This is a genomic window from Xanthomonas sp. LF07-6 (assembly GCF_034105445.1).
GTDB classification, from domain to species: Bacteria; Pseudomonadota; Gammaproteobacteria; order Xanthomonadales; family Xanthomonadaceae; genus Xanthomonas_A; species Xanthomonas_A sontii.
Genome location: NZ_JAXGGI010000018.1, coordinates 19,168 through 41,555 on the forward strand (window position 1 = coordinate 19,168; position 22,388 = coordinate 41,555).

Below are 22,388 nucleotides of genomic sequence, written 5' to 3' on the forward strand. Positions count from 1 at the left end.
GAGGCATCGCTTCAAGACGTCGCCGCGATGAACGCGACAACGCATGCGTTACGGGGAGTCGAGCGCGTCACGCGTCGGGACTGAAGTCCCTCCCACAGTGCACCCGTCGCGGCTGAAGCCGCCCCTACAGGACATTTCCCGAATCCCTCCATCGCGGAAAACGCATCACACCAACTTCAAATCCCGCGCATGCGCCTGCGGAAACACCTTCTGCAGTTGCGTCGGCGACAGGCTCCACATGCGGCCGAGCAGGCCGGCGAACATGTCGCGGTAGTTGGTCAGCACCGGGTAGTCGCGGTCCTGGAACAGCTTGTCCTTGCTCACCGCCACCTGCTCGCCGGCGATGCGGCCGCCGTTGACCCCGCCGCCCAGCACCCAGTACGTGGTGCCGTGGCCGTGGTCGGTGCCCTTGTCGCCATTCTCGCGGAAGGTGCGGCCGAACTCGGACAGCACCACCACCACCGTATTGCGCCACTCCGGTCCCAGCGCCTCGGCATAGGCCGACAGCCCCTCGGACAGGTTGGCCAGGTTGTTGGCCAGCGCGCCGTCGGTGCTGCCCTGGTTGACGTGCGTGTCCCAGCCGCCGACGTCAACGAAGCCGAGCCGGTAGCGCTCGCGCATCAGCGTGGCGATGCGGCGGGTTTCGTCGGCGAAGGTGCGCGCGCTGGCGGCGCCGCGGTTGGCCTGCTGCATCTCGTCGCGCAGGGCCTGCGAGACCTGCTGGCGCAGCGCCAGGCCGTCGTGCGCGGCACTGGCCAACTGGGTGCCGTGGTACATGCCGGCGAGGATATCGGCCTGGCGCTGGTCGAACGCCGGGGTCGGATTGCGCTTAAGCGAGAGATTGGGGATGTCGCCACCGCCCTGAAAGCTCAGCGGCAGCGAATCGGTGAAGGCGATCGACGGCGTGCCGGTCGCCACCTGCGACAGCCGCGCCAGGAAGCCGGTGCGGTAGTCGCTGCGCTGCCCGGCCGGCTGCCCGGCCTCGATGCTGTCCTGGGTCTCGAAGTGGCTGCGCGACAGGTCGTCGGTGCCGGCGAAGGGCACAAAGGCCAGCTGCTTGTCGGTCCACAGCGGCATCAGCGTGTCGCGCAGCCTTGGGTTCAGGCCCCACTGCGTGTCCAGCGCGATGGCGCTGTTGGGATTGGCCGGATCCGGCCTGGCGATGGCCAGGCTCGGCCGCGAGGCGTAGTAGAAATCGCTCGCGTACGGCACCAGCAGGTTGTTGCAGTCGTAGCCGCCGCGCAGGAACACCACCAACAGGCGCGGCGACGGCGCCGGTGCGGCGAACAGGCGCCCGGCGAACGGCAGGCTGGCCGCAGCGGCGGCGGACGCGAGCAGGAAGCGGCGACGGTGCATGACGGAACTCCGGGCGGCGAAGGCCGCAGTCAGCGGTAATTGAAATCGGGGGACGCCAGCAGGTAGCCGTTCCACTCCTGCTGCGAGCGCGCCTGCGCCAGCGCCTGGCGTGTGGCATCGCTTAGTTGCGGCTCGATCGCGTGGTAGTACAGCGGCGTGCTCAGTTGCGGAAAACCACCGCGCTGTTGCCCATCGACGGTGAACAGCTGGGTGTTGCCGTTGCCGATCGCGCGCGCGATCTCGAAGCGTTGCGCCATCTGCCCGGAGCTGTTCCAGGCACTGGACTGCAGCGACCAGCCATCGGGGGTGATGCGTCCGAAACTCGGCTCGCCCATCTGGTTCAACCAACCCAGCAACGGCTGCGGATTGACGATGGTCTGCCCGTCGTAGGCCAGGCGCAGCGCCGAGACCAGGAACCGATAGGGATCCTTGAACTTGTGCGGCGCGCCGGCCGCCATCTCCGGTGCGGTGAACATCACCTGCAGCACCGCCGCGATGTCGCCGTCGCTGCGCTGGAACGTGCGCGCCATCTTCTCCACCAGCGCCGGCGGCGGATCGTCGGCGACGAAGTACTCGGCCAACTGCCGCGAGATGAAATGCGCGCATGCCGGCTGGCGCACGATCAGTTGCACAGCGCGCTCGACCTCGTCGAAGCCGCCGCCGGCGATGCGCTGGCCGAGTAGAGTCTTGTCGCCGGGTTCGTGCCGCGCCGGATTGAACTCGAACGCGCCACGGCGCACATACTGCGCCTGCAGCGCCGGCGGCAGCTTCGGCGGGCCGTCGCGGTCGACCGGCGCGATGCCGACGCCGGTGAGGATCAGCGCCAGTTGCTGCACGTCCTTCTGCGTGTAGCCGGCATCGACGCCGAGGGTATGCAACTCCATCAACTCGCGCGCGTAGTTCTCGTTGACCTTGCCCTTGGCGTTCTGCGCGTTGTCCAGGTACTCCAGCATCGCCGGACTCTCCAGCGTCGCCATCACCAGGTCGGAGAACTTGCCCAGCGCGTGCGGGCGGATCGCGTTGTCGGCGTAGTCGGCCACGGTCCAGTGCAGGCGACCCTTGTCGGCGAACACGCTGAAATGGTTGAGCCAGAACCACACCATCTGCTCGCGCAGCTGATCCGGCGCGTAGATGGAACGCAGCAGCTGCGCCTGGCGTGCCTGGTTCAGCAGCAGATCGCCGCGCTGCTGCGCGGCCTTCTTCGCCGCGACCTTGGCATCGCCATCCGGCATCGCCTTGATCGCCTGCTGTGCGGCGGCCTGCTGCTTGAGCAGTTCCTGGACCGGCGTGTGCAGCGCGGCGTAGCCGTCCAGTTGCGCGCGCACCGGCGCCGGCAGGGCGGCATCGCCACCGTCGGCCTGCAATTGCTCGCGCAGGAAGCGCTTGCGGCCATCGCGCTCGAACTGCGCCACGCTGGCGCTGTCCAGGCCGGTGGTCATCGACTGCAGCCAGCGCGCATCGTCGCGCTTGAGCACCTTGTCGGTGGCAGCGATGGCGCCGACGGTGAACAGCACCAGCAGCAACGACAGCAGCAATCGCTGGGTATTGCGCAGCGCGCGCCGGCCGCGCACGCGCAGACGCGTTGCTGCAGGACGATGCCGGGATGCGGACATGCGGGGCTCCTGGACGAAAAGCGGCGTGAAGACCGGCGCAGTATCGCCAGCTGCGCGCCGGTCGCGTTAAGCCTCTGTCGGAAACCTCCCGGTCATTTGCACGGGATTCACCTGCTGCTGCACTGCAGCGGCGCGGGCGGCGACTCGATTGGCGCGGGCAGTCGCTGCGCAGCGGGATACCGGTCCCAGACCAGCACAGGAGCGTGTTGTTGGGCTTACAACCCCGGCGGCAGGGTGACCAGGAAGCGCGCCCCGCCCAGTTCCTCGGAGCGGCTGACCTGCAGCTCGCCGCGGTAGCCCTTGACCAGGTCCTGCACGATCGCCAGGCCGATGCCGTGGCCATGCACGCGCTCGTCGCCACGCACGCCGCGCTGCAGGATGTGGGCGACCTCTTCCGGCGCGATGCCGGGGCCGTCGTCCTCCACCGCGATGATCAGGCCGGCGCGGCGGCTGCCGGAGGCCGGCTCCGGGCGCACGCTCAGCAGCACCCGCCGGCGCGCCCACTTGAAGGCGTTCTCGAGCAGATTGCCGAGCAGTTCCTGCAGGTCGCCGGGCTCGCCGTGGAAGCGCGCGCTCGGCTCGATATCGAACTCGCACAGCACGCCCTTGGCGGCATAGACCTTCTCCAGGCCGCGCACGATCTCCTCGGCATTGGGTTCGATCGGCAATGGCGCGGCGAACAGCTTGTGGCCGCTGGAGGCGGCGCGCGCCAGCTGGTAGGACACCAGGTTGTTCATGCGCCGTAGCTGCACGTCCAACTCTTCGCGCAGCTCCGGCCCCTGCGCGCCGCTGTCGAGCTGGGTGCGCAATACCGCCAGCGGCGTCTTCAGGCTGTGCGCCAGGTCGGCCAGGGTGTTGCGCTGACGGTCCAGGTTCTCGCGCTCGCTCTCGATGAAGGCGTTGATGCTGTCGGTCAGCGGTTCCAGTTCGCGCGGATGGCGATCGCCCATGCGCATCGCTTCGCCGCGCTGCACCTTGGTCAGTTCGTTGATCACCCGGCGCAGCGGGCGCAGGCTCCATTGCAGGATGAAGGCCTGCAGCACCAGCAGGATCAGGCCGGCGCCGCCGAGGTTGAACCACACCCGGCCGCGGAACACGCGCAGCTGCGCGCCCAGCGCGCGGGTGTCCTCCATGATGTAGATGGTGACCGGGGTTTCCTTGTCGTGGCGCACGTAGGCCAGGCCGATGCCGTAGCGGTAGACCTCGCCTTCGCTGCCGTCGATCTGGGTCATCGGCCAGGGTCCGTCGAAGGTTTCCTGACGCGGTTCGAGCATGCCGCCCTTGGGCGGCAGCGGCCCCTCACTGGACATCGAGATCCAGCGCTCGTTGGGCAACTCGATCTGCGCGTACAGGCCGCTGCCGGGCCGGTCGAAATGCGGGTCCGGCGACGACTTGTCGTTGTTGATGTACAGCGAACCGTCGCGGGCGACGTCGATGTTGTTGGCGTACGCCGTGGCGTAGCTCTTCAGGCGCTCGCGCAGGTTGCTCAGCGCGGTATCGGCGAACGCCTGGTCCAGCGCGTAGCCTGCAGCGGCAAGGAACGCCAGCAGGCTGAGGCTGGCGGCGAGCAACTGGCGCGCCTGCAGCGAACGCGGGCGCCAGCGCTTGTACCACCTGGGTCGTGCCGCCACGCGGTCGCTTCCTCGGTGTGCTCGCCGGCGCCTGCGATCAGCCTTCGGTACGCGGAATCGCGAACCGGTAGCCGCGGCCGCGCACGGTCTCGATCGGCTTCAACTCGCCGTCCGGGTCCAGCTTCTTGCGCAGGCGGCCGATGAAGACTTCCAGCACATTGGAATCACGATCGAAATCCTGCTGATAGATGTGCTCGGTCAGGTCGGCCTTGGAGACCAGTTCGCCGGCATGCATCATCAGGTACTCGAGCACCTTGTATTCGTAGCTGGTCAGGTCGACGTTGCTGCCACTGACGCTGACGGTCTGTGCCGCCAGGTCCAGCGCAACCGGACCGCATTCCAGGGTCGGCTTGCTCCAGCCGGCGGCGCGGCGCAGCAGCGCATTGACGCGCGCCAGCAGCTCTTCGACGTGGAACGGCTTGACCAGGTAGTCGTCGGCGCCCTGCTTGAGGCCTTCGACCTTGTCCTGCCAGCTGGAACGCGCGGTGAGGATCAGCACCGGAAACTTCTTGCCTTCGTCGCGCAGCGCCTTGATCAGCTCCATGCCCGACATCTTCGGCAGGCCCAGATCGATGATGCCCACGTCGAAGGGCACTTCGCGGCCCATGTACAGGCCTTCCTCGCCGTCCTGCGCCGCATCCACCGCAAAGCCTTCGCGCTTCAGGCGAGCGGCCAGGGTCTCTCGCAGCGGAGCTTCGTCTTCGACCAGAAGGATACGCATGAACTCTCCCTAGTAACTTACAGGTGGCCGGTGGCCGGGGCGGTGTGTGGAACCTGAACCGAACTATCCGGACTCACGGGTGATCGTCGCGTGGTGGCTCGGGAGGCTCGCCCGACCGCGGCGCCCGCGGCGGCGCCGCACGGCCAGGTTGCGGATCGTCCATGTAGCGTACCCGCCCACGGCCGTCCATGTACTTGACGCGGTTGATGTCGCGGCCATCGAACGGCACGCGCTCGGCGCCGAGAATCTGCCCGCCGGTGGAGCGCTGCACCCGGCGCACCGCGTCGGACAGCGAACTGCCGCCATAGTCCCGATTGCGCCCCGCATCGCGCTCCGGCGGCGCCATCACACCCGGCATGGGCGGCTGCTGCGCACGGCCGTGCCCAGCCGCGACCGACGCCAGCGCGAGTGCGAAGACAGCGGCAAAGCGGTAGTGGCGGGAAGCGGAAGAAGTCACGACGGGCATCCTAACGGACTGATCGGAAACGTTCAAAACTTGTGAAGCGCGACACCTCGCGGGAACGAAGACGACCTCGAGAAATCGAGGCAAATTCTTGATTTTTCGGGGTGAATCCGGTCTGAACTTTTCCAGACGCCCCCGGTAGCATTCAGTCAAATGAACCTGCCGAAGGCCGATGCAAGGGCCGCGCCAGGGGTCTGGAGAGGCCCTTCGGCAGGTGCTTCGCGGCGTCTCCGCAGGACCAGAGATTAGCCCCAGAAACCTGAACGGAATCCCTGAACGACGCACAGAAGACGGCGGCGTGGCAGTCGTCGATTGAGACGCCGCATGGGTCGGCGACCGCTTGGCGATGAGAGCGATCAGGTCATCGATGCGAACGGTGCCCCGCACCACGCGGCGGCGCCCGTCGGATCACGCCGCCGCGCGTGCCGCCCCGTCGGTGACCGCCAGCGCCCGCTCCAGCAGCGCCCAGTCCGCGCCCGGCCGGTGCGCACCTTCGCTGAGCACTTGGCGGAAGGCGCGGCCACCGGGCTGGCCGTGGAACAGACCGAGCAGGTGCCGGGTGATGTGCTTGAGCGCCAGGCCCTCGGCCAGACGCGCCTCGACGTAGGGGCGCAGCGCGCGCAGCAACTCGGCACGCGGGCGCAGTGCGGCGCCGGTCAGGGCCGCGTCCAGCCGGTGCAGGACGTAGGGATCGTGGTAGGCGGCGCGGCCCAGCATCACCCCATCCACCGCCTGCAACTGCGCCTGTGCCGTCTCCACCGCGGCCAGACCGCCGTTGAGCACGACCTGCAACTGCGGCCGCTCGCGCTTGAGCCGGTGCGCCCAGTCGTAGCGCAGCGGCGGCACCTCGCGGTTCTCCTTCGGCGACAGGCCCTGCAGCCAGGCATTGCGCGCGTGCACCACGAACAGCCCGCAACCGGCCGCGGCGACCTGGTCGACGAAGGCCAGGAACACCGCGTAGTCGTCGTCCTGGTCCACGCCCAGCCGGCACTTCACCGTCACCGGGATGTCCACTGCCGCGACCATCGCCGCCACGCAGTCGGCGACCAGCGCCGGCTCGCGCATCAGGCAGGCGCCGAAACGCCCGGCCTGCACCCGGTCGGACGGACAGCCGCAATTGAGGTTGATCTCGTCGTAGCCCCAGTCCTGGCCGATCCGCGCCGCTTGCGCCAGCAGCGCCGGCTCGCTGCCGCCGAGCTGCAGCGCCAGCGGATGCTCGGACGCATCGAAATCCAGCAGCCGCGCGCGATCGCCCAGCACCACCGCGTTGGCGTGCACCATCTCGGTGTACAGCCGCGCCGACGGCGCCAGCAACCGGTGGAACACGCGGCAATGGCGGTCGGTCCAGTCCATCATCGGGGCGACGGACAGGCGCAGCGAGGCCGCATAGCGAAATTTTTTTCGCAGGCCCAATGGCTTGCCTTGTTTTTCGTGATCTTCAGTTCCGCTCATGATCGGTCGACTTCGAGTTCTCGGGCCTCGCTACTACGCTGCGTGTCAGTTGGCCATGTCGCTCGGGCCACATAAATCATCGCCGGTCGTCTCCGCGAGGACGTAGCGCTAGGGTACACGGCTCAGATCCGCGTCCATCGGCGCGGGAAGTGATACACCTATCAAGACTAGGCAAGTCGGGGAAAGCCCGACCAGGGCTCTTCCGGACGCACTTGCTGTTTATATCGATACGGATATAATCATGCCCATCAAACCGATCGAATTCCTTGGAGACTCCCTGCGCAATCTGCGGGATTTTCCAGATGACGCGAAGCGAGAGGCCGGATATCAGTTGGATCGCGTGCAGCACGGACTGCAGCCCGACGACTTCAAGCCCATGCCGACGATCGGCCAAGGCGTTGAGGAAATTCGGATACGGGACAACAACGGCGCCTACCGCGTCATCTACACGGCCAGGTTGGCCGATGCGATCTACGTGCTTCATGCGTTCCAGAAGAAGACGCAGGCTACATCGAAGCAGGACATCGACCTTGCAAAGCAACGCTTCGCCCTGCTGGACAGGAAGTGACATGAACAAAAACAAGACCGAACGATTCGCCAGTGTCTGGGATGCGCTTGCCGACACCGCCCAAGAGGCGGCCAACCTCAAGGTCCGCGCCGAGCTGATGAGGAAGATCGCCTCCCTGATCCAGGAAAACGGTTGGACCCAGGCTGCTGCGGCTGAAAGATGCGGCATCACTCAGCCACGCATCAATGACCTGTTGCGTGGTCGCATCTCTCGATTCTCGCTCGACGCCTTGGTGAACATCGCTGCTTCCCTGGGCCGGCAAGTCCACGTCGAGCTTGACGCTGCCTGATCGACACCAATGACAGTGCGCACCCTCTCCAGATGGGTCGATCGCCTACTGAAGGGTTCGGTCATGATCGAATGCCCGCGCATGGAGATCCTAGGACGTGATCACGAGCCACCCGTCTTTACTGGACCAGGGCACATCAAGGTCGGCCAGGACAAGCGTATCCGCTTTGTCATGCACGGCACTCCACGTGACGGATCCGATGCCTTTAAAAGGATAGTCCTAGCCCAGAAGTATCCGCATGACATCCGGCACCAATTCAGGATCAATGCGACTGCATACGATGGAACAGAGTGGTCGGGAGGGTGGACTAAGCTGACTTTGGGCGAAGAGGCAGCAAATATCTGGCAGCTATCCGGCCCCATACACAGCCTTCACACAGACTCCACAGGGTTCGGGGTCGCCAAGAAGAGCGGTGTTGAGCTGGTATTTGATCGATCTTTGCGGCTACCGATACCCATGAACATGGTCAAGACCGTGCTTCGGGGCGACAAGCAGGTCTTTTGGGCACGAAGCTCAGGCACTAAAACCATCAATGTGCTGGATGCAGAGATTGAGTTCTTCCTTTCACCTGAGCACGAACATGTCTGGGCCGTGGCGAATACCACCCAAAATTTCCCACATCCGCATCTGGAAAACTGGCTCAGCGAACCCCTGAATCTACTGCTTGGTGAAATTGTCGTGCCGAGCCTATGTGCCCGGAATTTCGGCGACGGCAGGGCCTTTATCAGGTTCCGCCCATCACCGTGGAAACCAGCAACCACGCTGACTGCCAGCATCTTGCGCGAAGATCCGCTTGGAGCCGACGAGCGCTTTTGGAACCTGTACTGCGACATCCTGACGATAGTTGCCACAGCTCGAGACGCCGATGGTCACCCAAACTTCGAGGCGCATCCACTGACTCAATACTACTGGGAGATCGTCCAAGCAAGCGGGGGCTCCAACTGGGTCCTTTGCATGACGTTGGCCAGCACGGTCGAAGGCATCGCAAAAGCGATGTTCTCTGAGACAGAGTGGAAGGCCGACTGGGCAACCAGCGAAGTCGATAGCCTGAAGCAGGTTGTCAAGGACTGGAAAGGCGATAGCAACCTTCGCAGCAGAGTCCTGGACTACCTCAATGGATTCAAGAAAAAGGGCATCGCCAAAGTTCTGAAATCGCTGGTTGAACAAGGAATTGTTACTTCTGACCAAGTCGATGCATGGAGTCGCATCCGCAATTCCTCGATGCATGGCGACATGGTTCTTCCTTGGTCGGATGAAGACCAAGAAGGTCGCATCATCAATCTGATCGAGCTCACGCACAGGCTGAGCGAGGCTTACATCAAACGCGAGTTAGGCAAAGTCACTGCATAGGCAACTTCCTAAAACTTAACCACAACGGTTACAACGCGAATTTTTCCCTTCATCCGGACAACAGACAGGCGGAGTTGCTCGGAGCCCACGAGGTTGCGAGCAGCATGCCCGCGTTGCAAAGACGCTGTCGGTCTGGAGTGCGGTCGCAGCGTATTGAGGACAGCGAGTGACTTTCGTCCGGGAAACATTCGCGCGCAACATTGGCCTGGCGCGCTGTTGTGTGCACAGATCGGCATGACGATTTCCTAGGCTGGATGAGAGTGGGATCTGGACTGCTGCACTACCCCGTTACGCCGTAATCAGGCGTATGCGTATCTGGCGATGCCTGCGATCAGGGCAACGACTCATCCATGATGTGAAACCCAACGCATCACGTGGCACCGACGCTTGACCGCCCGCCGCTTCCAGCCTATCGTGCGCTCGCCGAAGGTATTCATCGCTTCATTCGGATGAAGGGATGAATTTAAACGGGAATCCGGTGACGGCCGGCGCCGCAAGCGCCTGCCCATTCCGGAGCTGCCCCGCAGCGGTGAATGGAAACGACCTCCGTCAATGGCACTGGGCCGGCGCATGCCGGCCTGGGAAGCGACGGACAGTAGGTGCGCAGCCGGCACGGTACGCGTGTCCATCAGCCCGAATACCGGCCCCGGCCGGAGGACCGTGCGTCCTCCGATTCGACCTGGCGCCTCCGCGGGGAGGCGGCCGGACCGCGACCCGGCCTTGCGCCGCGCCGCGCCGTCCGCCTGCCCGCGCGGTACCGGTTCGCCCGCGGGGGCGAAGGTCGCTGGCGTGGCGGGCGGTCCGTGCGAACGGGACGCGCGGCGCGCGGTTCCTTCGTTCCTCAATGCCCTTGAACGCAATGAGGAAACGCAACATGACGATCGTGACCAACCTGGGCTTCCCGCGCATCGGTGCGCGGCGCGAGCTCAAGCAGGCGCTGGAACGCTACTGGCGCCGCGACATCGACGGCGCGCAACTGCAGGACACCGCACGCGAGCTGCGCCTGCGCCACTGGCAACTGCAACGCGAGGCCGGGGTGGACGTGCCGCCCAGCAACGACTTCAGCCTGTACGACGCGATGCTCGACACCGCGTTCCTGTTCGATGCGATCCCGCAACGCTACCGCGCGCTGGCCGATGCCGACCCGCTGGCCGGCTACTTCGCGATGGCCCGCGGCACGCAGGAACACGGCCTGGACCTGCACGCGCTGGAAATGACCAAGTGGTTCGACACCAACTACCACTACCTGGTGCCGGAGCTGGCGCGGCGCCAGCACTTCCGCCTGCGCGGCGACAAGCCGGTGGTGGAGTTCCTGGAAGCCAAGGCGCAGGGCATCCAGACCCGGCCGGTGCTGATCGGGCCGGTGACCTTCCTGGCGCTGTCCAAGACCGTGGACGGCAGCGACCGCTGGGCGCTGCTGGACAGCCTGCTGCCGGTGTACGCCGAACTGCTGCAACGCCTGCATGCGGCCGGCGCCGGCTGGGTGCAACTCGACGAACCGGCGCTGGTGCTGGACCTGGACGAGGCCGCACGCGCCGCCTATCGCCGCGCCTATGATGTCCTTTCGCAGGCGCCGCGGCCGAAGCTGCTGCTGACCAGCTACTTCGGCGAGTTGGGCGACAACCTCGAGCTGGCGATGGCGCTGCCGGTGGACGGCATCCACGTGGACCTGGTGCGCGGCGTGGCGCAACTGGACGCGGTGCTGCAGGCCTTGCCGGCCGGACGCGTGCTCTCGGCCGGCCTGGTCAACGGCCGCAACGTGTGGCGCACGCCGCTGGACAACGCGCTGACCCTGGCACGCTACGCCGCCGGCCATGTCGGCCGCGAGCGGTTGTGGCTGGCGCCATCGTGCTCGCTGCTGCACGTGCCGGTGGATCTGCAGCAGGAGACCAAGCTGGACCGCGAACTGGTCGGCTGGCTGGCCTTCGCCAGGCAGAAACTGCAGGAACTGCGCACCCTGGCCGATGCGCTGGACGACCAGCCGCAGGCGCAGGCCGCGCTGGATGCGGCGCGCGATGCGCTGGCCAGCCGTCGCGCTTCGACCCGCGTGCACCGCGCCGAGGTGACGCGGCGGGTGGACGCGCTGACCGACGACGCCGGCCGTCGGCAATCGCCGTATGCGCAGCGCCGGCAGGCGCAGCAGGCGGCGCTGCGGCTGCCGCTCTATCCGACCACCACCATCGGCTCGTTCCCGCAGACCGAGCAGGTGCGGCAGGCGCGTGCGCAGCACAAGGCCGGCAAGCTCGACGATGCCGCGTACGACGCGTTCCTGTCCGCCGAGACCGAACGCTGCGTGCGTGCGCAGGAGCAACTGGGCCTGGATGTGCTGGTGCACGGCGAGTTCGAGCGCAACGACATGGTCGAATACTTCGGCGAGCAGCTGGACGGCTTCGCCTTCACCCGTCATGGCTGGGTGCAGAGCTATGGCTCGCGCTGCGTGAAGCCGCCGATCATCTACGGCGACGTGCAGCGCCCGGCGCCGATGACGCTGCGCTGGACCACCTACGCGCAGTCGCTGACCGAGCGGCCGATGAAGGGCATGCTGACCGGGCCGGTGACGGTGCTGCAGTGGTCGTTCGTGCGCGACGACCAGGAGCGCGCGCAGACCTGCCGGCAGATCGCGCTGGCACTGCGCGACGAGGTGCGCGACCTGGAGGCGGCCGGCATCGGCGTGATCCAGATCGACGAGCCGGCGATCCGCGAAGGCCTGCCGCTGCGTCGTGCCGACTGGCAGGCGTACCTGGACTGGGCGGTGCAGTGTTTCCGCATCGCTGCGGCCGGGGTGCGCGACGCCACGCAGATCCACACCCACATGTGCTACTCGGAGTTCAACGACATCATCGAGGCGGTGGCGGCGATGGACGCGGACGTGATCTCGATCGAGACCTCACGCTCGCGCATGGAACTGCTCGATGCCTTCGTGCGCTTCCGCTACCCGAACGCGATCGGGCCGGGCGTGTACGACATCCACTCGCCACGCGTACCGAGCACGCAGGAGATGGTGGCGTTGCTGGAGAAGGCGCGTGCGGTGCTGGATCCGCAGCAACTGTGGGTCAATCCGGATTGCGGGCTGAAGACCCGAGGCTGGGCGGAAACCCGCAACGCGCTGCAGGCGATGGTGGCGGCGGCGCAGCAGTTGCGCAGCCAGCACGCGCAGGCGGCGTGACCTGGCGATGCCCGGCGCCACGTGCGCCGGGCATCGCGATGGTTGCGGCATGTCCGGTATCCCAGTTCGGCGTGCATTGCTGCATTGCGTCTTTGTCCGGCAATGTGCGCTGGCTATAACCACAGGCGAACGCGTGGCGAGGGGGCGCTGCGTCCTCGCCGACGTGCTGCCGGCGGCGCGGTGCGTCGCGGCTCCGGCATGTGCGTCTGCTTCTCAGCACCGCCAGGGAGAGCGCGTCATGCCGAAGCTGTCGAACCTGTCCGCCGTCTGCGTCCTGTGTCTCGTCGTCCCCGCCGCCGCGCTGCACGCGGCCGAACTGATTCCCAAACAACTGGCCGGACCGCCGGAGGAGTTCGCGCAGATGCGCGCGCCCGCCCCGGCGGAAGCGGCGATCCTGTCCAAGAGCGCGTTGCTGCCGGTGGAGTTCTCCGCCGCTCGCAGCAGTGGCCCGGCGCAGTGGCAGACCACCCTGCCGGTGGAGAACGGCAAGCTGCGCTTCGTGGTGCTGTCCGGCGAACACGATTGGCAACCGCGCCTGAGCGCACCGGCCACGGCCAGCGCACGCATGGGCACCGCCGCCGCCACGCCGATGCTCGCGCCCAGCGCCAAGGCCACCCAACTGGGCGCCGGCGGCGCCGCGCTGCCGGCCCGCGAGTACCACGTGGACAGCGCCGCCAACGGCGACTGGACCCTGACCCTGCAGGCCGATGGCAGCAACACGGCGCAGCGCGGCTATGTGCTGATGGAAGGCGACCCGCGCACGCAACTGGCTTCCTATCCCAGCGACCGCGCGCAACTGCAGCGCGGCCAGCGCATCGGCCTGACCGCGCTGCTCGGCGGCATCGATGCGCAGGGCGGCGTATCGCTGGCGCGCAGCGCCGGCAGCGGCCGCATCGACACCGCACAGCTGCGCGTGATCGCGCCGGACGGTTCCGTCAGCCAATGGCCGATGGCCGACGACGGCCGCCACGGCGACGGCGCCGCGGGCGATGGCGTGTATGCCGGCGACTTCCCGGCGACGGCCACCGGCACCTACATCGCACAGGTCGTGGTGCACGGCCACGACGCCGGCGGCCAGGCCTTCGTGCGCACCAGCGAGCACGTGCTGCCGGTGCTGGACACCACCTTGCGCATCAACGCCGACGCGGTCGCCGCCAGCGCCCAGCCCGGCACCCGCCTGATCCTGCCGATCCCGGTGCGCATCGGCGGCGGCCAGGCGCCGACGCATTACCGCGTGCTCGGCGAGCTGTGGGGCACCGGCCGCGACGGCAGCGCGGTGCCGGTGGCCTGGCTCGGCGGCATGCTCGCACCGCAGGACGGACGCCTGCCGCTGAGCGTGGACGAACGCTGGATCGTCCGCGCCGGCGCGCGTGCACCGTTCACCCTGCGCAACCTGCGCGTTGAGGATCCGGACAACTTCGTGCCGCTGGCCACGCGCGCGACGCTGCCGCTGACCCTGCCGGCGCTGCGCCGCAGCAGCGTGGCGCGCAGCACCGGCGCGATCGACGAGAGCATGCGCATGGGCGAGCGCCCGGCACAGCTGAGCACCGCCGCCACCGACATGCAGGCACAGGCCACCGGCAAGCGCCTGGTGCTGGTGCACGGCTATTGCTCGGGCGGGGTGTGGCCGGTGGCGCAGTTCACCAATGCCTCCGCGTTCCTGGACGTCAACCAGAACCGCAGCAACGATCAGTTCGCGCAGCGCCTGGCGCAGTTCGGCAGCCAGTGGAACTCGTTCGGCACGGTGGCGCACAGCCAGGGCGGCATGGCCGCGTTGCACCTGTACGTGTACTACTGGAGCGGCCTGGACAACGCCAGCGGCGGGCGGGTGATGCAGTCGGTGGGCACGCCCTACCAGGGCACCAACCTGGCCGGCATCCTGGCCACGGTGGGCTCGTGGTTCGGTGTGGGCTGCGGCACCAACAACGACCTGACCTACGACGGCGCCAAGGCCTGGCTGGCCGGCATCCCCAACTCGGCGCGGGCGCTGGTGAACTACTACACCACCTCCTTCGCCAAGACCAACTGGTACACCAACGACTACTGCAACGCGGCCTCGGACCTGGTGCTGAGCGACCCGGAGGACGGCACCGTGGAGCAGGTCAACGGCCAGCTGCCCGGCGGCGTCAACCGCGGCCACACCACCGGCCAGTGCCACACCACCGGCATGCGCGATCCGGCGCAGTACCTGGACGCCAGCCGCAACGCGACGATGAACGCCAACGCGGCGCGTTGAGGGCTGGGAATGGGGAATCGGGAATGGGGAATCGGCAGAGCGAACGCCGCGCTGCGGCTGCTGATGGTGCCCTTCCCTATTCCCGGCCCCATTCCCCGCTTCATCGGAAATGCCACGGTGCAGTGACTGGAGAGCGGCGATGATCGTCGATGCAGACGGTCGGCGCCGCGACCATGGATTAGGGCAAGCGGGTGCTTAGCCGCTGTTGCTGTTGCTGCTCCCCATTCCCGATTCCCGAATCTCCACTCCCCGCCTCAGCGAAATACCACCGTGCGATGCCCGTTGAGCAGGATGCGATGCTCGACGTGGCGGCGCACGGCGCGGGCCAGCACCTGCGACTCGGTGTCGCTGCCCAGGCGCACCAGTTCGCGCGGGGTCATGGCGTGGTCCACGCGGGCCACGTCCTGCTCGATGATCGGGCCTTCGTCCAGATCGCCGGTGACGTAGTGCGCGGTGGCACCGATGATCTTGACCCCGCGTGCGTGCGCCTGGTGGTACGGCTGCGCCCCCTTGAAGCTGGGCAGGAAGCTGTGGTGGATGTTGATCGCGCGTCCGGCAAGCGCCGCGCACAGCGTCGGCGACAGGATCTGCATGTAGCGGGCCAGCACCACCAGATCGATGCGTTCGCGTTCGACCAGCGCCAGCAGCTGCGCCTCCTGTTCGGCGCGGTTGGCGGCACTCACCGGCAGGTGGTGGAACGGCACGCCGTAGGACCCGGCCAGCGCGGCGAAGTCGGGATGGTTGGAGGCCACCGCGGCGATGTCCACCCGCAACTGCCGGCTGTGCGCGCGGAACAGCAGATCGTTGAGGCAGTGGCCCTGCTTGCTGACCAGCACCAACAGGCGCGCGCGGCGGCGCGCGTCGTGCAGTTGCCAGTCCATCGCGTAGTCGGCGGCCAGCGGCTCCAATTGCAGCTTCACCGCGGCGACGACGCCGTCGGCAGGCACGTCGAAGTGCACGCGCAGGAAGAAGCGGCCGCTTTCCTCGTCGCCGAACTGCTGCGCATCGAGGATGTTGCAGCCGTGCTCGAACAGCAGGCCGCTGACGCGGAAGACGATGCCGGTACGGTCCGGGCAGGACAGGGTCAGGATGTAGTCGTGGCGCATCTGTCGATGATAGGGGAAAGGCGGGGATTCGGGATTCGGGATTCGGGAATCGGGAATCGGGAATCGGGACAGTCCGCCTCTGGAACGTGGTGAGGCAACTGTCATGCAGCGACGGCGGACGAAGTCCGCTGTGCATCCGATCTTGCACGACGTCGGGACTGAAGTCCCTCCCACAGTGCAGTCCCTGACCGTGCCAGTGCTGCAGTGTGGGCGCGGCCTCAACCAGGACGGTGAGAAGAGGCCACGCCATCCAGCCGCAGCCGGCTTTTCCTTCTCCCTCCGGGAGAAGGTGCCCCGAAGGGGCGGATGAGGGTACGGGCGAAGCTTCGTGCAACTTGAACTCCGCGTGCGCTGCGCGCCCCGTACCCTCACCCCGACCCCTCTCCCGGGGGGAGAGGGGCTTAGGCATCCTTATCCTGAAATCCGGTCGCAGCTGACGTCGCACCCATGACGCTGCTCACTCGCCTGCGCTCACTCCGGGCGCAGGCGCAGCGCCAGGCGGCGGTTGACCTTTTCCAGACGCGCCAGCGAGTCCTCCACCGACATGCCGACCGCTTCGTGGGTGGTGATGTGCGCGCGCAGGTGCGCCGGATCGTCCAGGTCGCCGCGCACCAGGAACACGTTCTCGCCATCCTCCACGTCGCCGATCTCGCGGCTGAGCACCACGTGGTCGACCTGGTCGAAACCGTATTCCTTGGCCAGCGGCAGCAGCCGCGCCACCATGCGCTCGCTGATCGCGTCCGGCGCGCGCCCACAGGCGGCGTCCAGCGCGTGCACGCCCTCGCGGATCTGCGCGTACAGGAGATGGTCCGGATGCTCCGGGTGATCGGGCCCGGGCACGGGCTCGCGCACGACCGCGCGCGGCGGCTGGATCGGGGCTCTGTCGCCGGGATCGGACGAATTCGGATTCATGGCATCCTCCTGTGATGCGCCAGCAAATCGCCGCACCTTAGCGGCAAGCGCGCGCCAGGCTCAAGCGGGTGCGCAGTGTGCGGCATGCGCCGCCAAGGTCCGCTGAAGAGCCGTCGGCGCTTCAGGCCTGGCCGGCGCGGCGCGCGGCGACCTTGGCCAGCGCCGCCCAGTCGAGGTCGCCGTCGCCGTGCGCGATCGCCTCGATGAAGGCATCGCGCAGCACCGCCGCCAGCGGCATCGGCACGTGCCGGGTCTCGCCGGCGTTCAGGGCCAGGCGCACGTCCTTCAGGCCCAGCGTGGCCTTGAAGCCGGCCGGGCTGTAGCGCTGTTCGGCGATCATGCCGCCGTAGGTCTGGTAGGCCGGTGCGGCGAACACGGTGCTGGTGAGCATGTCGAGGAAATCGGCCGCTTCCACGCCGTGCCCGCGCACCAGCGCCGACGCCTCGGCCATGGTGCCGATGGCGCTGGCCAGGCACAGGTTGGCGGCGAGCTTGACCGCGTTGGCCTGTTCCGGTGCGGTGCCGAAGTACCAGGTCTTGCGTCCGATGACGTCGAGCAAGGGCTGCACCCGTGCCAGCGCCGCGGCGTCGCCGGCGGCGAGCAGGTTGAGCTGGCCGGCCGCGGCCACCTCCGCCCGCCCCAGCACCGGCATCGCCAAGTAGGCGACGCCGCGCTCGGCATGCAACGCGTGCAGTTCGCGCGCCAGCGTCACCGAGATCGTGGCCATGTTGACGTGCACGCTGCCGGCGGTGAGCGCGTCCAGCGCGCCGCGATCGAGCAGGGTTTCGCGCACCGCGGTGTCGTCGGCCAGCATCGAGAACAGCACCGGCCCGCGCACCGCATCGGCCGGTTGCGCGGCCTGCTGCGCGCCGGCCTTGAGCAGGGGCTGCGCCGCCGCGGCGCTGCGGTTCCAGACCGTCAACGCATGGCCGGCGCGCAGCAGGTTGAGCGCGATCGGCTGGCCCATCGTGCCCAGGCCGAGAAATCCAATCGTCGTCATTGCAGGCTCCCTGAAGGAATCGAAATGGAGGACGCCACCAGGCGCGCGGCGCGCCGGTCAGGCGTCGAACACGCCGCGCGCCGCATGCGGCTCGCAACGCAGGTATTGCGGCGAAGGGCGTACCCGCGCGCCCAGCGCGGCGGCCGCGTGCCACGGCCAGCGCGGATCGTAGAGGATGCCGCGGGCCAGCGCGATGGCATCGGCACGGTCCTCGGCGAGGATGGCCTCGGCCTGCTGCGGCTCGGTGATCAGGCCCACTGCGATCACCGGCATGCGCACCGCGCGGTGCAGCGCCTCGGCCAGCGGCACCTGGTAGCCGGGCGCCACCGGAATGCGCTGACGCCGGTCCAGCCCGCCGCTGGATACGTGCAGATAATCGCAGCCCTGCGCCTGCAATGCCTGCGCCAGCGCCTCGCTCTGCGCCAGATCCCAGCCGCCGTCCACCCAGTCGGTGGCGGAGATGCGCACGCCCACCGCGATGCTCGGCGCCACCGCGGCGCGTACCGCTGCATGCACGCGCAGCAGCAGGCGCATGCGGTTCTCCAGGCTGCCACCGTAGGCATCGGTGCGCTGGTTGCTCAGCGGCGACAGGAACTGGTGCAGCAGGTAGCCGTGTGCGGCATGCAATTCGATCAGCTCGAAGCCGAGTCGCTCGGCGCGCCGCGCCGACGCCACGAACGCCTCGGCGATGGCGTCGATGCCGGCCAGGTCCAGCGCCTGCGGCGACGGGCCGTCGTCGGCGAATGCCTGCGCCGACGGCGCCACCGTCTGCCAGCCGTTCGGCTGCTCGGGCGCGATCGCGCCGCCGCCGTCCCAGGGCTTGTGCGTGGACGCCTTGCGCCCGGCATGCGCGAGCTGGATGCCCAGCGGCATCGGCGACCAACGCCGCACCGAACGCAACACCGTGTCCAGCGCCGCCTCGGTGGCGTCGTCCCACAGGCCCAGATCGGCGTAGCTGATGCGCCCACGCGGCTCCACCGCGGTCGCCTCCAGGATCAGCAGCCCGGCGCCGGACTGCGCCAGTTGGCCCAGATGCTGCACATGCCAGTCGCTGGCACGACCGTCCTCGGCCGAGTACTGGCACATCGGCGCGATCACGATGCGGTTGGACAACGACAGCGGCCCCAGCGCGAGGGGCGAGAACAAGTGACTCACGATGCGGATCCATGGAGACGCCGCGCGCGGCGCGGCAAGCGACCATTGCACTCCTACCATGCAGCGCGATCAACCACTGCCGATGGATCAGTTCGTGCCGGGATTCGGAACGCGCGCCGCCGCCGGCAGCAGGAAGGACAGCGCCTGCGCGCACGACTGCTCCACTTTCATGCTCAGCAGATCGTCGCCGCGGGTGCGGCCCAGGTTGACCGCGGCGATCGGCAGCCCGGCCTTGGCCGCGGCCTGCACGAAGCGAAAGCCGGAATAGACCATCAGCGACGAGCCCACCACCAGCACCGCGTCGGCGCGCTGCAGATGCGCGAAGGCACTGGCAACGCGCTCGCGCGGCACGTTCTCGCCGAAGAACACCACATCCGGCTTCAGCACGCCGCCGCAGTGCGTGCAGGCCGGCACCACGAAACTGGCGAAATCCTCGCCCTCCAGGTCGGCATCGCCGTCGGGCGCCGGCGCTGCCTGCAACGTCGCCCACTGCGGATTGTGCTGCAGCAGGTGCTGCTGGAACGCCTCGCGCGGCATGCGCCGCTCGCAGCCCATGCAGCGCACCACGTCCAGACGCCCGTGCAGGTCGATGGTGGCGCGGCTGCCGGCGGCCTGGTGCAGGCCGTCCACGTTCTGGGTCAGCAGCAGTTCGACCTGGCCGCGCGCTTCCAGCTGCGTCAGCGCGGCATGGGTGGCATTGGGCCGCGCATGGCCGAAGCGCGGCCAGCCGAGCAGGCTGCGCGCCCAGTAGCGCTGCCGCGTCGCCAGTTCGCCCATGAAGGCCTGGTAGGTCACCGGCTGCGCACGCTTCCAGTCGCCGGCGGCATCACGGTAGTCGGGAATGCCCGAATCGGTACTGCAGCCGGCACCGGTCAGCACGAACAGGCGCCGATGGCGGTCGACGAACGCTTCCAGCGCGGACGCCGCCGGCGGTGCGGACGCGGCGTGATCCTGCAGCAACTGCGACATCGTGAAGGTCCCGGAGGTGGTGGAGGCGCACGCGACGATGGCGTGTCGGCTTCCTATCTAGGGGGTGGGCGGCAGCAACGCAAGCCCTGGCCGCCACGGCCGCTGAAGCGTTGCCGCGCGCATTGAAAGCCCGCTGGAAACTGGCTACTGTCCAGGGCGCGGCAGGATGCTCGGCGTTCACTGCACCCTGCTGGCCGCACGCCGCCTCCGTGAGGAATGCCATCCCTTCGCCGATTCCGTCTCGTGAGCCGCGTTTCCGATCCCACCCCGTCCCCGCTCGCCGCTGCCGCCAACGCCCCACTGCGGGTGGCGTTGCTGGAGGACGACGATGTGCTGCGCGACCGCGTGTTGCTGCCGGGCCTGCAGCGGCACGGCTTCGAGGTCACGCCGCTGCGCACCGCGCAGGCGCTGTGGGCGGCGCTGGAGGCGCAGCGTTTCGATCTGATCGTGCTCGACATCGGCTTGCCCGACAGCGATGGCTTCACCCTGACCCAGCAACTGCAGGAACGCCGCCCCGGCATGGGCATCGTCATCCTCAGCGGCCGCGGCGAGCAGCCGGATCTGGTGCGCGGGCTGGTCCAGGGTGCGGATGCGTACCTGATCAAGCCGGTGCAGATCGAGATCCTCGCCGCCACCTTGTTCAGCGTGGCCCGGCGCATGCTGCGGCCGAGCGCGCCGGCCAGCGAGGAATGGCAACTGCAGGACGACGGCTGGTGCCTGTTCGCGCCGGACGGGCAGGCGGTGCCGTTGACCGCGTCCGAACGCAAGGTGCTGCAGAGCCTGTGGCAGGCGCGCGGGCGCCTGGTCAGCCGCGATGCGTTGGTCGGCATGCTCGGCGGCAATGCCGGGCTGGAGATCGATCCGCACCGGCTGGACGCGTTGTTGCATCGGCTGCGGCAGAAAGTGCAGGAGCGCACCGGCAGCGCGCTGCCATTGCGCGCGGTGCGCGGCGAAGGCTATCTGCTCATGCCGCAGGAGCGCTGAGCCCGGCCAGCGGCAGGCGCAGCACGAAGCAGGTGCCGGCGCCGGGCGCGCTGCGCACCTGCAGGCTGCCATGCGCCTGTTGCGCCATCTCGAACGCCACCGCCAGGCCCAGCCCGGTGCCCTGCCCGGCCGGCTTGGTGGTGAAGAACGGCTCGAAGATCTGCCGTTGCACGGCCTCGCTCATGCCCACGCCGGTATCGGCGATGGCGATGGCGACGGCCTCGCCATCGCGGCGCAGTTGCAGCGAAAAGCAGCCGCCGCCGGGCATCGCATCGCGCGCGTTGGCGGCGAAGTTGAGCAGCGCCAGATCGAAGCGGCTGCGATCCAGGAACACCGGCGCCGCTTCGGTGGCCAGATCCAGACGCACCTGTACCGCGGCACCGAACAGTTGTCGCAGCATCGGCTGCAGGCTGCGCAGCGCTTCGCCGGCATCGAAGCGCTCGGGCACGCTCGCCTCGCGGCGACTGAAGCTGAGCAGCTTGCGGCTGACCGCCACGCCGCGATGCGCGGCCAGGGCCACGCCTTCCAGTGCATCGGCCAGCACCAGCGCATCGCGCGGCGGGTGATAGTCCAGTTCGTGCACGCAATGGCGTTGCTCGGTGTAGCCGAGGATCGCGCTGAGGATGTTGTTGAAGTCGTGCGATACGCCGCTGGCCAACTGTTCCACCAGCTCGATCTTCTGCAGGTGCAGCAGGCGTTGCTGCGCCAGGGTGCGCTCGCGCATCTCCACGCGCAGGCGCGCGGCGCTGCGCCGCGCGCGCCACAGGCTCTCGCGCAGCGCGGCGACGGTGCGATCCAGCACCAGGGTGATCATCAGGTAGCTCAGCGCCAGCGAGGGCAGGTTCTGGAACGGGCTGCGGGTGCCGCGCGGGTCCTGGCCCCAGGGGCTTTCCATGCCCAGCCAGAAGATCAGCGGAATGCACAGGTACACCAGCCACAGCGCACGACGTCCGATCACCAGCGCGGCCAGGGTCAGCATCATCATCGGATACGGATCGAAGGCCTGCAGCTGGTAGCCGAACGCCAGGTTGGCGGCGACCGCCGAGCACAGCACCACCGCGATGAACATGGCCGTGGCCTGTTTCAGCAAGCCGCGGCGGATCATCCAGACCGCGGCCCAGGCCGCGGCGGCGATCGCCGCATCGGTGCCCACATCGACCGCCAGCTGCATCGTGCTCATCTCGATGCGCGGTGCGGTCAGCAGGTGGTAGAGCTTGTTGAGCGGGATCTCGCTGCCCAGGAACACGAACAGCACCTGCAGCGCGGGCGCGTTGCGCCGGTCGAGCGGATCGGCGATCGGCACCCGGCGCAGCCACAGCGAGAGGCGCCGCCACAGCCGCGCGGCAAGCGCGACCGGCGCAGAGTGCGCACCCCATCTCACCCAGGCTCCCATGACGGTGAGTCTACCGTGAGGGAG

Annotated in this window: 18 protein-coding genes and 1 riboswitch; of the genes, 6 read left to right on the plus strand and 12 right to left on the minus strand. The window is 68.0% G+C overall.

Annotation, left to right across the window (positions count from 1 at the left end; translation table 11 throughout):
• Positions 1-165: 165 nt before the first annotated feature.
• The 6 genes from SLW56_RS19125 to dusA form a co-directional block, all read right to left on the minus strand.
• A complete protein-coding gene (locus tag SLW56_RS19125; RefSeq protein ID WP_295964519.1) occupies positions 166-1,356 on the minus strand; it encodes a DUF1501 domain-containing protein in 1,191 nt (396 codons plus the stop codon).
• Positions 1,357-1,385: 29 nt separating this feature from the next.
• On the minus strand, positions 1,386-2,969 hold the full coding sequence (locus tag SLW56_RS19130) for a DUF1800 domain-containing protein (protein WP_267121541.1): 1,584 nt from the start codon (positions 2,967-2,969) through the stop codon (positions 1,386-1,388).
• A gap of 215 nt (positions 2,970-3,184) precedes the next feature.
• Positions 3,185-4,555, minus strand: a complete 1,371-nt coding sequence (locus SLW56_RS19135; RefSeq protein WP_295915273.1) for a sensor histidine kinase — start codon at positions 4,553-4,555, stop codon at positions 3,185-3,187.
• Positions 4,556-4,637: 82 nt separating this feature from the next.
• The gene (locus SLW56_RS19140; protein WP_003469280.1) at positions 4,638-5,321 is read right to left on the minus strand and encodes a response regulator transcription factor; all 684 of its coding nucleotides are present in this window, start codon (positions 5,319-5,321) and stop codon (positions 4,638-4,640) included.
• A gap of 73 nt (positions 5,322-5,394) precedes the next feature.
• Positions 5,395-5,778 (minus strand): hypothetical protein, encoded by a 384-nt coding sequence (locus tag SLW56_RS19145; protein ID WP_039726258.1) that lies wholly within the window; start codon positions 5,776-5,778, stop codon positions 5,395-5,397.
• A gap of 414 nt (positions 5,779-6,192) precedes the next feature.
• The gene (gene dusA, locus SLW56_RS19150; protein ID WP_267098803.1) at positions 6,193-7,236 is read right to left on the minus strand and encodes a tRNA dihydrouridine(20/20a) synthase DusA; all 1,044 of its coding nucleotides are present in this window, start codon (positions 7,234-7,236) and stop codon (positions 6,193-6,195) included.
• Between the two features lie 238 nt (positions 7,237-7,474).
• Between dusA and SLW56_RS19155 the strand changes: the two genes are divergently transcribed.
• From SLW56_RS19155 to SLW56_RS19175, 5 genes are all read left to right on the plus strand, one after another.
• A complete protein-coding gene (locus SLW56_RS19155) occupies positions 7,475-7,804 on the plus strand; it encodes a type II toxin-antitoxin system RelE/ParE family toxin (RefSeq protein WP_226978545.1) in 330 nt (109 codons plus the stop codon).
• Between the two features lies 1 nt (position 7,805).
• Positions 7,806-8,093, plus strand: coding sequence for an XRE family transcriptional regulator (locus SLW56_RS19160; RefSeq protein WP_148827261.1), 288 nt, complete (start codon positions 7,806-7,808; stop codon positions 8,091-8,093).
• Between the two features lie 9 nt (positions 8,094-8,102).
• Positions 8,103-9,443 (plus strand): hypothetical protein, encoded by a 1,341-nt coding sequence (locus tag SLW56_RS19165; RefSeq protein ID WP_320695318.1) that lies wholly within the window; start codon positions 8,103-8,105, stop codon positions 9,441-9,443.
• Positions 9,444-9,853: 410 nt separating this feature from the next.
• Positions 9,854-10,107, plus strand: a riboswitch (cobalamin riboswitch).
• Positions 10,108-10,317: 210 nt separating this feature from the next.
• Complete coding sequence (gene metE / locus SLW56_RS19170; protein ID WP_267098804.1) at positions 10,318-12,609, plus strand: 5-methyltetrahydropteroyltriglutamate--homocysteine S-methyltransferase; 2,292 nt, start codon at positions 10,318-10,320, stop codon at positions 12,607-12,609.
• 238 nt (positions 12,610-12,847) lie between these two features.
• Positions 12,848-14,845, plus strand: a complete 1,998-nt coding sequence (locus tag SLW56_RS19175) for a choice-of-anchor X domain-containing protein (RefSeq protein ID WP_320695319.1) — start codon at positions 12,848-12,850, stop codon at positions 14,843-14,845.
• A gap of 254 nt (positions 14,846-15,099) precedes the next feature.
• Here SLW56_RS19175 and purU read toward each other — a convergent pair whose 3' ends face one another.
• The 5 genes from purU to SLW56_RS19200 form a co-directional block, all read right to left on the minus strand.
• Positions 15,100-15,951 (minus strand): formyltetrahydrofolate deformylase, encoded by an 852-nt coding sequence (purU, locus tag SLW56_RS19180; protein WP_320695320.1) that lies wholly within the window; start codon positions 15,949-15,951, stop codon positions 15,100-15,102.
• Between the two features lie 471 nt (positions 15,952-16,422).
• Positions 16,423-16,863, minus strand: a complete 441-nt coding sequence (locus SLW56_RS19185) for an XVIPCD domain-containing protein (protein ID WP_295915121.1) — start codon at positions 16,861-16,863, stop codon at positions 16,423-16,425.
• A gap of 121 nt (positions 16,864-16,984) precedes the next feature.
• Positions 16,985-17,863: an NAD(P)-dependent oxidoreductase gene (locus tag SLW56_RS19190; RefSeq protein WP_320695321.1), complete on the minus strand. Its 879-nt coding sequence runs from the start codon at positions 17,861-17,863 to the stop codon at positions 16,985-16,987.
• Between the two features lie 57 nt (positions 17,864-17,920).
• A complete protein-coding gene (locus SLW56_RS19195; protein WP_267098807.1) occupies positions 17,921-19,078 on the minus strand; it encodes an NADH:flavin oxidoreductase/NADH oxidase in 1,158 nt (385 codons plus the stop codon).
• Between the two features lie 27 nt (positions 19,079-19,105).
• The gene (locus tag SLW56_RS19200) at positions 19,106-19,987 is read right to left on the minus strand and encodes an NAD-dependent protein deacetylase (protein WP_267083945.1); all 882 of its coding nucleotides are present in this window, start codon (positions 19,985-19,987) and stop codon (positions 19,106-19,108) included.
• Positions 19,988-20,230: 243 nt separating this feature from the next.
• On the opposite strand from SLW56_RS19200, the gene SLW56_RS19205 reads away from it, so the two are divergent.
• Positions 20,231-20,971, plus strand: coding sequence for a response regulator transcription factor (locus SLW56_RS19205; protein ID WP_152236666.1), 741 nt, complete (start codon positions 20,231-20,233; stop codon positions 20,969-20,971).
• On the opposite strand, the gene SLW56_RS19210 is transcribed toward SLW56_RS19205, so the two are convergent.
• Positions 20,952-22,352, minus strand: a complete 1,401-nt coding sequence (locus SLW56_RS19210) for an ATP-binding protein (RefSeq protein ID WP_267117731.1) — start codon at positions 22,350-22,352, stop codon at positions 20,952-20,954. The two genes, SLW56_RS19205 and SLW56_RS19210, sit on opposite strands and share 20 nt — an antisense overlap.
• Positions 22,353-22,388: the final 36 nt, after the last annotated feature.